The organism is Ornithinimicrobium ciconiae, assembly GCF_007197575.1.
GTDB lineage: Bacteria > Actinomycetota > Actinomycetes > Actinomycetales > Dermatophilaceae > Ornithinicoccus > Ornithinicoccus ciconiae.
Genome location: NZ_CP041616.1, coordinates 177,734 through 190,055 on the forward strand (window position 1 = coordinate 177,734; position 12,322 = coordinate 190,055).

16 protein-coding genes are annotated in these 12,322 nt (G+C 65.1%); 7 read left to right on the forward strand and 9 right to left on the reverse strand.

Annotated elements, in window-relative coordinates:
- Positions 1-20: 20 nt before the first annotated feature.
- The gene (locus FNH13_RS00870) at positions 21-458 is read right to left on the reverse strand and encodes an NUDIX hydrolase (protein WP_143781710.1); all 438 of its coding nucleotides are present in this window, start codon (positions 456-458) and stop codon (positions 21-23) included.
- A 498-nt stretch (positions 459-956) separates the two neighbouring features.
- Between FNH13_RS00870 and FNH13_RS00875 the strand changes: the two genes are divergently transcribed.
- Together FNH13_RS00875 and FNH13_RS00880 are read left to right on the forward strand one after the other, a co-directional pair.
- Positions 957-2,027 (forward strand): GNAT family N-acetyltransferase, encoded by a 1,071-nt coding sequence (locus FNH13_RS00875; protein WP_143781711.1) that lies wholly within the window; start codon positions 957-959, stop codon positions 2,025-2,027.
- Positions 2,028-2,682: 655 nt separating this feature from the next.
- Positions 2,683-3,057, forward strand: coding sequence for a hypothetical protein (locus FNH13_RS00880; RefSeq protein ID WP_143781712.1), 375 nt, complete (start codon positions 2,683-2,685; stop codon positions 3,055-3,057).
- Positions 3,058-3,202: 145 nt separating this feature from the next.
- On the opposite strand, the gene FNH13_RS00885 is transcribed toward FNH13_RS00880, so the two are convergent.
- From FNH13_RS00885 to FNH13_RS00900, 4 genes are all read right to left on the reverse strand, one after another.
- Positions 3,203-3,613: a GNAT family N-acetyltransferase gene (locus FNH13_RS00885; RefSeq protein ID WP_202878840.1), complete on the reverse strand. Its 411-nt coding sequence runs from the start codon at positions 3,611-3,613 to the stop codon at positions 3,203-3,205.
- A 153-nt stretch (positions 3,614-3,766) separates the two neighbouring features.
- Positions 3,767-3,976, reverse strand: a complete 210-nt coding sequence (locus FNH13_RS00890) for a hypothetical protein (protein WP_143781713.1) — start codon at positions 3,974-3,976, stop codon at positions 3,767-3,769.
- Positions 3,977-4,136: 160 nt separating this feature from the next.
- On the reverse strand, positions 4,137-4,679 hold the full coding sequence (locus tag FNH13_RS00895; protein ID WP_143781714.1) for an SET domain-containing protein: 543 nt from the start codon (positions 4,677-4,679) through the stop codon (positions 4,137-4,139).
- An 87-nt stretch (positions 4,680-4,766) separates the two neighbouring features.
- Entirely contained in the window at positions 4,767-5,252 is a 486-nt protein-coding gene (locus FNH13_RS00900; protein WP_165699965.1) for a GNAT family N-acetyltransferase, read from the reverse strand.
- 114 nt (positions 5,253-5,366) lie between these two features.
- On the opposite strand from FNH13_RS00900, the gene FNH13_RS00905 reads away from it, so the two are divergent.
- From FNH13_RS00905 to FNH13_RS00915, 3 genes are all read left to right on the forward strand, one after another.
- Positions 5,367-5,885 (forward strand): GNAT family N-acetyltransferase, encoded by a 519-nt coding sequence (locus FNH13_RS00905; protein WP_143781716.1) that lies wholly within the window; start codon positions 5,367-5,369, stop codon positions 5,883-5,885.
- A 192-nt stretch (positions 5,886-6,077) separates the two neighbouring features.
- A complete protein-coding gene (locus FNH13_RS00910) occupies positions 6,078-6,767 on the forward strand; it encodes a GNAT family N-acetyltransferase (RefSeq protein ID WP_058890679.1) in 690 nt (229 codons plus the stop codon).
- Between the two features lie 514 nt (positions 6,768-7,281).
- Positions 7,282-7,845, forward strand: coding sequence for a hypothetical protein (locus FNH13_RS00915; RefSeq protein WP_143781717.1), 564 nt, complete (start codon positions 7,282-7,284; stop codon positions 7,843-7,845).
- A 189-nt stretch (positions 7,846-8,034) separates the two neighbouring features.
- Here the strand turns inward: FNH13_RS00915 and FNH13_RS00920 are convergent, their stop codons facing one another.
- On the reverse strand, positions 8,035-8,685 hold the full coding sequence (locus tag FNH13_RS00920; RefSeq protein WP_143781718.1) for a GNAT family N-acetyltransferase: 651 nt from the start codon (positions 8,683-8,685) through the stop codon (positions 8,035-8,037).
- A 102-nt stretch (positions 8,686-8,787) separates the two neighbouring features.
- Positions 8,788-9,621: a nucleotidyltransferase domain-containing protein gene (locus tag FNH13_RS00925; protein WP_143781719.1), complete on the reverse strand. Its 834-nt coding sequence runs from the start codon at positions 9,619-9,621 to the stop codon at positions 8,788-8,790.
- 145 nt (positions 9,622-9,766) lie between these two features.
- Here FNH13_RS00925 and FNH13_RS00930 point away from each other — a divergent pair, with 145 nt between their 5' ends.
- Positions 9,767-10,249 (forward strand): AAA family ATPase, encoded by a 483-nt coding sequence (locus FNH13_RS00930; RefSeq protein WP_143781720.1) that lies wholly within the window; start codon positions 9,767-9,769, stop codon positions 10,247-10,249.
- A gap of 96 nt (positions 10,250-10,345) precedes the next feature.
- On the opposite strand, the gene FNH13_RS00935 is transcribed toward FNH13_RS00930, so the two are convergent.
- A complete protein-coding gene (locus tag FNH13_RS00935) occupies positions 10,346-10,792 on the reverse strand; it encodes a DinB family protein (RefSeq protein WP_143781721.1) in 447 nt (148 codons plus the stop codon).
- A gap of 410 nt (positions 10,793-11,202) precedes the next feature.
- Positions 11,203-11,595: a VOC family protein gene (locus tag FNH13_RS00940; RefSeq protein WP_122263789.1), complete on the reverse strand. Its 393-nt coding sequence runs from the start codon at positions 11,593-11,595 to the stop codon at positions 11,203-11,205.
- Positions 11,596-11,771: 176 nt separating this feature from the next.
- On the opposite strand from FNH13_RS00940, the gene FNH13_RS00945 reads away from it, so the two are divergent.
- Positions 11,772-12,320: a GNAT family N-acetyltransferase gene (locus tag FNH13_RS00945; protein ID WP_122263788.1), complete on the forward strand. Its 549-nt coding sequence runs from the start codon at positions 11,772-11,774 to the stop codon at positions 12,318-12,320.
- The last annotated feature ends 2 nt before the right edge of the window (positions 12,321-12,322 follow it).

Below are 12,322 nucleotides of genomic sequence, written 5' to 3' on the forward strand. Positions count from 1 at the left end.
GCATGGACACGCCGTTGCCCTCACTCATCGACGAGGGCGCCGATCATGTTGCTTAGCCCGCCTGCAAGGACGTGCGCCTGCTCCAAGGGCACCCACCGGCACTCCCAGCTCGACCCGGTTCCGCCGTCGTCCGGGTCTGGCTCTCCGGCGATCCAAGGAGCGGCCGGGGCATCGTCTGTTGTGATCTCGAAGAAGTGGCGTCGCATGACTTCATGTCGGTAGGGGCTGATGTCGTAGTCGGCTTCGCCCAACTTCCGCACGATCTGAAGAGTTGTGAGTCCGGTCTCTTCACGTGCCTCGCGCAACGCTGCATGCTCCGGCGTTTCGCCCGGCTTCATGGTGCCCGCGGGTACCTGGATGCCCACCTCGGACAAGGGGTGGTCAAGGTGGCGGAACGTCAGGATCCAACCGTCCCGCACGATGTAGCAGACGACCTTGTTGGTGCGTGCCTCCGCCACGTCCCGAGCCTACGGTTCTCGCTCCGCGGCTGGCACTGAAATCAGCGTGACAAGCCCAAAGGTCCTGCCTCAGGAAGTACAGGGCGATGCCGCACGTCGCGCATCCCAGAGCTGATCGGCACCTCAGTGCCCACTTCGCTGCGTCTCAATACCAAAGCATTACTAACACATTCGATTAGATTGTGTTATGCGACATAGAAGTACCAGTTACGAAAAGTTCGCTGCATCTCGACAACTGCATCTCGACATCTTGTCGAGATGCAGCGAAGACTGCACGCCCAACCCGACCAACCTTGCACGATCCGGCTCTGTCGTCGGAGTTGTGCAAAGTAGCGCGCCGCGCGGCAAAGTCGGGCGCTACGTATCGTCGTGACGGGCATACTCGCGGACCATGCGCCGCGGGGGTCAGGGGAGGGCTGGCGCGCGGCAGCGCGGATGCCGGTCCGGTTACGCTAAACAGCTTGCGGCCGGACGCCCTGCTGGACGACGCTCCTCGGTATGTCGATTCACGCCGTGCTCCTGCCTGTCCCCGCCGCCGACGCTCCCCCGGGCGAGGGGCTCAAGCAGGTGGCTGCTGTCGAGGCCGCGCATGTCGAGCATGTGCTCGGGCACGCCGACCTCGCCGAGGCACCTGAGGTCTACGCAGTCGGCTACCGATCACAGGAGACGACCCGCAAGCACTATCTCTTGGCACGCGACACCGAGGGACAGGCCGTCGGCTACGCCTCGGTGCGGATGCCGCTGAAGGACAACCTGTCGGTCGCTCACGTCTTCCCGAGCTGGCTGCCGGGCAGCGCACCCGAGAAGCAGGTGTATGACGCGCTCTGGACCGAGTGCCTGCCGCTCATCGAGACGGGTGGCCGCTCGGTCGTGCATAGCTGGACCATGCACCCCGCCGTTGACGTCGGTCATGGCTGGGTCGAGCCGCAGAGCGGCGTGGGCCGGCTGGGCCGGGACGACCGGGCGGACTGGCTGGAATCTCAGGGCTTCGTCCTGGAGCAGGTCGAGATCGCCTCGACCCTGACGGTCACGGCCGACCTGATCACCTCCGCAGGTGAGGTGATCGCCGCCGCTGACGGCACGGCATACAAAGTCAGGTCGTGGCTCGGCCCGACGCCACCGGAGCTGCGGGGCGAAATGGCGAGGCTTAGGGCACGGATGAGCATCGACGCACCCAGCGCAGGCATGGAGCAAGAGGATGAGCACTGGGACGAGGCCGAGGTGGTGCGCGTCGACCGTGTACGCGACGAGTGGGGTCGCGACTATGCGACCGCGGTCGCGCTCGGGCCCGATGGTCAGCCGGTCGCCTATTCCGAGCTCGCCCACCCGCGGGACCGGCCACAGGTCGCGATCCAGGACGACACCCTGGTGCACGGCGACCATCGCGGCCACGGCCTGGGTCTTCTGGTCAAGGCCGCGGCCTTGACCGAGCTGACCCGCAACGTCCCAGCCCTGCGGCGGATCCACACCTGGAATGCCGCAGAGAATACTCACATGCTCGCGATAAACCGTCGCCTCGGCTTCGTGCCACTCGGAGTGACCGGGGCCTGGCAGCTGCGCCGAGGGTAGCCTGCAACCTTCTGGCCGCCTGCGATGTGATGCTTGGATCACATTCGCCTATCGCTGCACACCGCGGTCGATTGTGCGAAGTTCGCTGCACCTCGACAACTCCCCCCGCAGCCCCCAGCAGCAGTCTGTGACATCTTCGCTGCATCTCGACAAAGGAGCCGAACGGAGAGTCGCAGTAATCCATAACTCTTGGTTTATGACACATACGAACCGCGTTTGTGACATCTTCGCTGCATCTCGACAGTGTGACGCATAACGTCAGGTGATTCTTGGAATCGACTGTCGTTCTTACACGATTGGGTGCATCTGTTGAGATGCAGCGAAGGTTGCACAACCCTGAGCGGCGGACCTTGCACGCTCGAGTCCGCCGCGGCTGGTCGTGCAAAGTAGCGGTTCACTGTCGGCGGCAAAGTCGGACGAGCGTAGCCGTCCTCCACGCGGCAGAACAGGATGTCTCGGGTTCGCCGTGCCGGTCGTCATGGCGGGAGCGGTGACCGCACGAGCCGCAACAGGCGGTGACGCTGGCGTCATGTGGACATTGACCATGCGAGCCATCTGCTGCCAGTGAGGGATGATAGTGGGAAAGGAGCTCTAACTCCTACCCGGGTTGGTGTGCCTCCCCGTAGGGTAAATCCTACGGGAGATGGGAGAACTGGTGATTCTCGTGACACGGGTTGACGTCGAGGACCGGCAGAGCAGCAAGGAGAACGCCAAGTGTTTGCTGTCCATCGAGTTGGACGACGGTGAGCGTGTTCCTTTGCTCACCGATCGAGGGTGGGGTAGCAGCGGGCCTTGGAGCGGGACCAGCATGGAGGAGATGGAAGTCATGGCGCTGACTGTGGTCGGTCCTGATGCTCCGTTCGGGGAACTGACCGAGGAGGAGATGGCACGCGGCTACTGGCAGCAGTTGGAGCGTGAGGCTCGGGACCGGAACGTAGCTATCAGTGCGGAACAGTTGGCCGGCCTCCCGCACCATGTCGAGTTCACCGAGGAGGTCTTCGCCCGCGTGGAAGGACGTGGTGGCCGCTAAGTACTCACAGGACACCACGTTCGCCCTGCGGCAGATTCGGACGAGCGTAGCCGTCCTCAGTGCGGCAGATTCGGACGAGCGTAGCCGTCCTCAGTGCGGCAAAGTCGGACGAGCGTAGCCGTCCTCCACGCGGCAAAACAGGGCGTTATCGCTTGAGGCGGAGCAGCCCTGCGGCGGTCGAGCGGAGGCCACATCGTGCCTCGTAGAAGTCGGTCAGTTGGGGCTCGTAGTCAGCGTGTAGCCATTGGCAGCCGCGGTCACGGGCTTCATGCGCCGCGTGCGCGACAAGCTGTGCGCCAATGCCGCGACCCTGGAGGCTTGGAGCAACGCACGTGTCCAGCAGGATGGCGTGAGCTCCACCGTCGCCGACGACGTTGACGAACCCCACGAGGATGTCTCCATGATGCGCCGTCACCCAGAAGAGGCTGTGGCGCTCCAATCGTGCACGCCATGGTGCCCCGACCGGCGAACCACCGAACGCGGCCGCATGCAAGGCGTCCAGTTCGCTGTCATCGATTGGAGGGCTCACGGCGAAAGACAGGTCGGAGTGCTCCACAGCAGAAGCGTAGGTGCGGCGCGCCGACAGCGGCAGTAGCGGATGTGCACAGGGCCCGCTGCGCCCAGGCAAAGTGGGGTGCTCGCCCTAGAACTGTTCCATTGACGCGGCGGTTCAAGGTGGGTAAGACGCGATGAACCTAGTTGAGGACGATCACCCACCGAACTTGCGGCGGAGCTCCCTCTCGTTCACGTCTTGGACGCCGTACCTCCGCAGTACACGGGCGAACGCTCGTGCCTTGCCAGCCGGCGTCGACTCCTTGTCCGCCGCCTTGTTCGCCTCCGCTTCTGCCCTCTTCAGGTCTTGACTTATCGCCCTCTCCAGGTCAGCCATGCCATTCTTATCGAACTTGAAGTTCGCCATTGTCCCTCCGTTACCCCACTCGGGCCCCGTGCCCGAGACGCTGATCACTCTCTCAGGAAGGTCCGACAGACCCGTCGCGCGAGTTCCGCCACGCCTAGGCGTCATGCTCGGGCAGCGGCGTGGGCGGATGCCGGCGATGCGCTATGCGTCGTCGCCGGGGTCAGGATCCATCCGAGAGCTGGTGGTCGGACGTGGTCCGCTTGTGGCGCACGATAGCCACGACGGCCGGCACGATGTGCCCCCGGTACACCTCGTCCAAGCGGTGCGCCCATGCATCTGACGCTCGCACTGTGCCTCGGCAGGTCGCGTCACCGCAACGGCACTGCATTTGAAAGTCGGGGTCCGTCGTCGAGGCCGCATAGTCGCTGGTGACTTCCTCACCAGCTGGGATGTCGCGACGGGCCACCAGGTCGAAGGGGCCGACCCACCATAGGTTCGGGTTGCATGAGTGATTGCCGTGATGGTTCAGAACTCCAGACGGCAGTACGAGGTGCTGATCGTCTGCGACCGTGATCGTGTCGACGTACTCCTCGCTCTCATCGAACAGTCGGTGCAACTGCTCGGTGGAGACCAAGCGCCCTCCTAGCCGGGAGACCAACGCACCGGCGGGTATGGGTCGTACTGCGAACAAGCCAGTGCCCTCGATCTGAGACTCCCGCACAGCGACGCTAGGCGAGAGCCAGCACGTCGGTCCGGGCTTCACGTGACAAGCCTACGGGCAGGCGCCGGCTGGGGCCGGGGACGCAAATGAACTCGTGCTCATCAAACACGACCGGCGGCAGTTGCATGTTCAGTGCGTTGGTGCTAGCCCGCTCGAGCGACGGCGATAGGAGCTGACCCACAAGCCGGGGATGACTTCCTGGTCCTCAGCATGGGTGAAGCCCAGCGCCTCGTACAGCCGCCGTGCCGGCGTGTTGTCCCGACCGGTCGACACCACTGCGGGGCCGGCGGGCAGTGATCCGATGAGTGTTTTGGCCAACCCATGTCGATGCCGCTGCGGCGAGACCATGAGCCGATCAATGTCGATGAGTCCGTCCTCTTCGATGAGGGCCAACGCGGCCACGATCTCACCGTCCATGCGGAGGACGTGCCAAGTGAGACCGGAGGACAGCAACTCCTCGGCGGTCTCAGTCAGAGGAGGAATGCGGTCGTCACCGATCAACTCCGCCTCCACCGCGTACGCGCTTCGCTGCAGCCGTACCAGGTCATGAACGTGGCAGGCCACCTCGTCGGGCGTGAGCCGCGATACCGATGCCACCTGCTCGACGTTGGTCACGCCCCCATCACACTGGATGGCGACCTTCGCGAGCAACTTCGTCAGGACGCGCAGCGCGGCAGATCAGCGCGGTCGCCGCACAAGATGCCTGGTGGTTGCTCCTAGCATGTAGTCGTGCGGATCGAGCCGGAGTCTGTGATCGCCACCGGCACGGTGGTGCTGCGGCCGTGGTGCGCAGGTGACGTTGAAGCTCTGACCGCGATCTACGGTGATCCGCTGTCGGCCCAATACGTCGAAGTTCCGCAACCGTACGACGCGGCGCAGGCGACCAAGTTCGTGCGGCGAGCCATTAGATCTCGCGCTGCAGGGACCACGTTCCACTACGCGGTGACCCTGCCCGTGGCCGACACGGTAGTGGGGTCGGCATACCTGCACGACTGCGCCCCCAGCGAGGCCGCGGCCCATGTCTCGTACCTGATCCACCCCAATCATCGCGGACGAGGACTGGCAACCGCCGCGCTGATCGGACTCACTGAGGCTGCTCTGGCGGCCGGCTTTCTGCAGGTACTTGCGCGGATCGAGCCGGGCAATCGCGCCTCCGAGACGGTTGCCGCCAAGGCGGGCTTCAGCGTCCTCTGGTCCAACGACGAGGAAACCTGCTGGCATAGGACTGCGCCGAACGCCTCGACGTAGAACGGTCCAACCCTCTCGGACGGACTGTCCGACTTGCAGATCGCGGCAGATCCGGGCGAGCGTAGCCGCCCTCAGTGCGGCAGTAGCGTGCGGCCACGCTCAGTGCGGCAGGAGCGTGCACCCTCGAGCCTAGAATCGGCAGCCAGGCGCTCCTGGCATACCCTCGCACCGGAAGGATCTTCCTTGCCCAGGATGAACGAGTTCGATCAGCCCGTCGGCGACCCTGTGCCTGGCTGGGCATCGGCCCCCCTCCCATCGGCGGATGTGCTGAGCGGGAGGTTCTGCGCACTCGAACGTCTCGACCCAGACCGACACGCGGTGGATTTGTATGCCGCATACGCGTCGGCTAGCGATGACCGTGCTTGGACCTACATGGCTTTCGGACCGTTTCTATCGTTTGAAAGCTACTACCAGTGGTCGGTCGCTGCCGCCGATAGCCCCGATCCTCGGCACTACGCCCTCACCGACGCAGCAACTGGTAGGGCACTCGGCACCCTCGCGCTCATGCGCCATGACCCGGCTAATGGAGTCATCGAAGTCGGCTCTATTGTCTTGTCTCATGTCCTGCAACGCACAGCGGCGGCGACCGAGGCGCAGTTTCTCCTCATGCGCTACGTCTTCGAGGACCTGGGATACCGGCGCTACGAGTGGAAATGCGACAGCCTCAACGAACCGTCACGGAAGGCTGCCGAACGATTAGGGTTCACATACGAAGGGACCTTTCGCCAGGCGCTTGTGTACAAGGGCCGCAATCGCGACACGGCGTGGTTCGCCCTTACTGAGAAGGAGTGGCCTGCCGTTCGCGCTGCTTTCGAGACGTGGCTCAACCCTGCCAACTTCGACACGCAAGGACGCCAGCGCAAGAAGCTCCAAACCCGGTGACCGGCCTGGGATGACGTGCGCCCTCGGCGATCACGCCGCTCCTGGTCTCCTTCGTTGATGGCGAGTGGGAGACGGTCAGCAGGCTGCCCACCCCCGGCCGATGAGTATTTCGCGACAAGGTGAGACTCCCGAGGTGCGGCAGTAGCGTGCGGCCACGCTCAGTGCGGCAGTAGCGTGCGGCCACGCTCAGTGCGGCAGTAGCGTGCGGCCACGCTCAGTGCGGCAGTAGCGTGCGGCCACGCTCAGTGCGGCAGTAGCGTGCGGCCACGCTCAGTGCGGCAGTAGCGTGCGGCCACGCTCAGTGCGGCAGTAGCGTGCGGCCACGCTCAGTGCGGCAGTAGCGTGCGGCCACGCTCAGTGCGGCATGAGCGCGCACAACTGATGCGCACGTCGCCCGCGGGCGTTCTCTTGATCGTGGCGCAGGCTACGTGCGTCCTTCAGCTTCCTGGGGAACCATTGCAGCCGGATGGGCGTCTGAGTTCGCGAACCCCCACAGCGATAGGAGGGGAGCTGCGTGACGGCGAACGTGCGCGTTCCTTGCGTCCTGGGTGTTGCTGGCATCCTCATCTTCGTGGTCGGGTGCGACGCCCCGCAGTCCGCGAACATCTCCGACCCGGTAGTGCAGACCGTCGCGGACGAGAACGTCCCGACGGCCACCGGTAGCCCTGCGGGCGCCTTCGCGGTCCAGAAAGTCTCTCCTGGAGAGTCGTGGGAGAAGGCAGTGCAACCGCTGATCGTGAGGGTCAGCAATCAGTCTTTCGACGACCCGGACGTGAATCTGAGCGCGACTCTTGACGGTGTGGCCCTGTTCGATGAGGTATTCGCGGTCGAGGGTCAGCATGCGGTCACCTTGTTCGGCGTCGACGTGGCACCGGGGTCGCACACGCTCACCGTGGTCTCCGACAGTGGAGCTGTAGTCGAGCAGGCCTTCGACCTGCCGGTAGGCGAGCAGCGATGGCTCGTGGTCGACTACTGGTACTTCGACCCTGACACTGAGGGGGAGTCCTGGGGAGGGGAGCAAGAACCCGGCCCCTCGTTTAACGTGTCCGTGTCTGACGAGCCGGTCTACATTTCCTGACGGTGCTGACCTGGCGGCCCGCCTGGTGACGAGATGCAGAGGAGACAGCACGGCGCCGTCCAGGCAAACCGTGCACCATCAAAGTTCTTCTGCAGGAACCGAAGTTCGTCAACTTGGTGCGCCTCGCGGCATGATCGGACGCGCCGCAGGCTAGCGTCCTCAGCGCGGCATGAGCGTGAAGTCGCTGGGTCAGGTCACGCCGAGGAACGCCTTTAGTTGGGGTGCGCCAGCGACATCGATGGGAGCCCCGCGCACGAAGGTTTCTGGGGAGAGTAGGAGCCGCTCTTGCTCGGCTGCCGTACCTCGCCGGACTACCCACTGACGGCCGTTGGGTCGGTAACCGACCTTGCGGCTCACAGCTAGTGAGGAGGGGTTGTCGAGGAAGGCGGAGGAGGTGATGCGGTGCGCCCCGAGGTGGTCGAAGGCTAGGGCGCAGACGGCCTGCCGCATTCGGGTGCCGATGCCTTGACCGTGGAAGCGGCGCGCTAGCCATGATCCGGTCTCGAGGGTGCGCGTCACGTGGAAGTCCTCGCCCTCCAGCGCCTGGATGCCTACGACGTGCCCGGCCTGACGGACGACGAGTTGCAGGCTCAGAGACTGCGCCGACTGGGTAGCCAACACACGGCTGACGTAGCGGACGTAGTTCGCCGGCAGCTCATTTTCCGGCGCATCGGTCCACGGGAAGAGGAAGGGCATGTGCGCCGGGTCGTGTATCCCGTCGAGGACGAGGTCGACCAGCTCGGGGATGTCCGCCTCGCGCACCGCTGTCAGGACCAAGTCCTCCGTCTCCACACGAAGGGCGAACGGGGGCCAGATCTCTTCCAGTCTCAGGCGGGGCATGGGGTTCATTGTGCGTGATCAAGGCACCAGAAGTGCCACTGGTTTCAACACGTACCCCTTCTGCGTGCGCCTCAACCGGGAGCGGCAAATCAGTTCGTTTGGTCAGGTCTGTTCCCGGAGCCGGGTCACGGTGTCGTTGACAACTTCTTTCACACCGCCCACGAGGAGCACTAGCGCTTCCTGGGTGGTGCCTGCGGCGACGAGAGACTGTGCGGCGCGTGCGGCGAAGTCGTGGCTGTCGACGTCGAGGAGGCCCACGTCGACGACCAAGCCCTTCTCGTTTGTCGGCCAACTTCCAGCTGCGGCGTGCCAGGCGTGGGCGCACAGCATCAGGGCCGTCGAGCAGCACAGCAGGACGTAGGCGATGTCTTGCTTGGCGGTTCCCTTCCCTGCGGCGTCGACGAGGAAGCCGGCCTGCCACAGGTTTCCCACCAGCGACTCCCGCAGGGCCGAGGGATATGGCTGGACACGTGCACGAAGTTCCTTGACGACGCCAGTCGGGTCGGCCAGCGGACGGCAGGTGGCTACCTCGCCGGCGTAGCTGACGTCGAGGAAGCCCAGCGGGTGGCCGGGCTGGGCGTGGAACGCGTAGGCACCTTGGACGGCACGGTCGCACTGTTGCCGAACCCGGGAGATGTCGCGCAGGATCCAGTCGACTGCCGTGTCGTCCACGGTGAGCCACCCGCCACCGTCGACCCAGGGCCCCCAGTCGCCCGGGCCGCTGACCTGTACGGCCCCGGTGTCGGAGAAGCGTTCGGCAACCCGGGAGAGCGCGTGAAGGTCCAATCGCTCGTGGTCGTAGTAGAGGCCTAGGTCGACGTCGGAGCCTCGATGATGCGTTCCTCGGGCACGGCTGCCGCCGAGCACGACGGCCTGGACGCCGCGCACCGTGACCAGGGCCTGAGCCATGTCGTGAAGACGCTCATCAGAAAGCACGCGAAGAGTCTGGGCGGCCAGACCCGGACCCGCAACGCAATTCGACTCCACGACCTCGGCACCACGCGGCAAAGTCGGACGAGCGTAGCCGTCCTCCACGCGGCAAAGTAGTGCGTCTGGTGCCCAGCATCCTAGGGTTCTCGGCATGGCTGTTGGAAGCGTGCATCTCTTCTATGGGCTCGCGGGCTCGGGCAAGACCACTCTGGCTCGCGAGCTCAGCAGCGGCGGCTGCGGCGTTCGCTTCACCCTCGACGAGTTGATGCTGCGTCTGCATCCCGACCTCAATTTTGAGTCCGTCGATTATGGCGAGAAGGCAGCTGAGGTACGTGAGGTGATCTGGACGATCGCCGAGCAGATCCTCGTGGCCGGTGTTGACGTCATCCTGGACTGGAACAGTTGGTCAGTGGCTCGTCGCAGCTGGGTCGTCGAACGCGCATCAGCGATCGGAGCGCCCGTCCTTCTGCACACGTTGACCGCTTCCCTCGAGGTGGCCTCCAATCGCGTCCAAGACCGCACGGCAAGTGGCGCGCGATTCGCTCACCCAGTGACTACGGAAGGCAACCAGCACCTCGCCTCGTTGATGGAAGAACCGTCCAACTCGGAGGGTATGGAGATCCACCGTTACTGAGCGCGTCAGGAGCAGAATGATGAGTTCAGACGACGGATCGCAGCGCCGACTGAAGTTTGGCCGGCAGCGCCTGACGGTCGTGCGGCAAGGGACGCGTTACGCGTCGGCCGAGGGGCCCCACTCAGGGTCGCGCCCGCAGAGAGCGACCAGGCGCGCGACTGGTGACGCGTGAGCCCCGACGGGGACAGGAGGAGCAAACGCTCCGTCGCGGGCCATGAGGTCCGTGTACAGGGCGAAGGCGTCGTGCAACTGGCGGCAAAGTTCGTCATCCAGCGGGGCGTCTGCTCCCTGAGATCGGGTGAGGTCCCAACTGTGAACGGACAGGTCGAGGGTCAGCATCTGCAGCTGGACGAGATCGTCGGTGCTCCTACCCTCCTCCGTGCTGTGCTCAGACTGCACATGTTCCATCACCTCGGCAGCGGTCCACACTCCCGCAGGTGTCTCGTTCTGGGGCTTGGAGCAGCTGGCTGCCGCGGCGTCGTAGGCATCTCGGGCACGTTCGTGGAGTGCGCGCCAGAGGAGCAACTGGTTACCTTCGGCCATGACCCAACCTTTGCAGGAGAGGCCAGCAGTGACAACGCCAGGCGGCTCGGGCGAGTCCCGCAAGTGCGTGAAACAGGCAAGCGAGGCGGCCAAACCGCGTTCGACGGTGGCGTGCACGCCATACCCCTCGACGTTCTCGGGCGGTGTGCTCCAGTCGTAGGTGAGTCTCACCCGGGTTAAGGACCCCTGGGCGGCAGATGCGCGCCGTGGCTTTGGCCCTCCCGGTCCGGCTTGAATGCTCCCTGTCGGTTGACGGAGGAGAAGCCGGACGCCAGCCCCTCGCCTAGCCAGCGCGGGTCCGTCATCCAGCCAGCAGTTAGCGCAGAAGGCTCACCGCGGCGCATGCGCGATATGCCGGTGTGGGCCGCAGATGACGGTCGGGCCCGGAGGCATCCGCGGGTTCGGGCGGGTCAGGTTCGGATCGGCTGGCGAAGTCCCAGGCGGTGGCCGTCGGGGTCGGTGACGATGGCGTACCGTTCCCCGAACTCCATATCTTCGGGCTTCTTTGCCACCGTGCCGCCGACCGTCGCGAGATGGTGAAGCACCTCATCGACCGTGCGCCCTTTCGGCACGTCGAAGTCGAGTACGGCGGCTCCGGGAGCGAGCCCGGGCGTCGAGGGGTCCCACCACCGGGCGAAGCCGAGGGAGTGCAGAGCGAGCGTGGTCCCTCCGGAGTCCGACAGGTACGCGGCCTCGTCTCGGCCCGGAGGACTGATAGACCGGAAGGTGAGGTCCAGCGCCTCGTAGAAGCGACGGCTCGCTCCGGGGTCTGCGCAGAGAAGGTTGATCTGTGCCACGTTCATCTGCGTAGTGAACCAAGGCGCTGGGCAGTCGTCCAGGGGTCACGCACCGGTGGCCGCGGTGTCGCACCTCGCGGTGGGAGGCCTTGGTAGATCTTGCGCTGGTCCGTGGAGCGAGCAACAGCTCATGGATACGATCGAGGGGAACCAGATGTGCGCGCTCCTGGGAGGCTACGTCCATGGGCGGATTTGACGACGCGGAGGTGCCGGGCGCGGGTTTTGTTCTTCGCGGTCTAGTGGCTGACGATGTCGGTGACCTCGTCCAGACCTGCAACGACCCTGATGTTCGGCGCTGGCTGCCGTTGCCCAGCCCGTACCTGGACGCCCATGCACGCTGGTTCGTCGAGGAGTGGGCGCCTGCGCAGCAGGAGTCGGGAGCCGGGCTCGTCCGTGCCATCACCGTTCGGGGCCGCTTCCATGGAACGATCGACCTCCGCAAGGCCGACTGGAGAGTGCCGTCGGTGGAGATCAGTTACATGGTCGCCCCCTGGGGGCGCGGTCAGGGTCTGGCCGTCCGGGCCACCCAGCTCTTGTCGACGTGGGCGCTGGCCCAGGGCATGAGCCGGATCGAGCTACGGGCCGCCGCTGGCAACGACGCCTCTCTGCGCACCGCACGGGCGGCCGGGTTTACCGAGGAAGGGGTCTTGCGGCAGGCGGGGGTGACGCACGCAGGGCCTGTCGACCTGGTCGTCTTCAGCCGGCTTGCATCCGATGACCCATCAACGTAGAT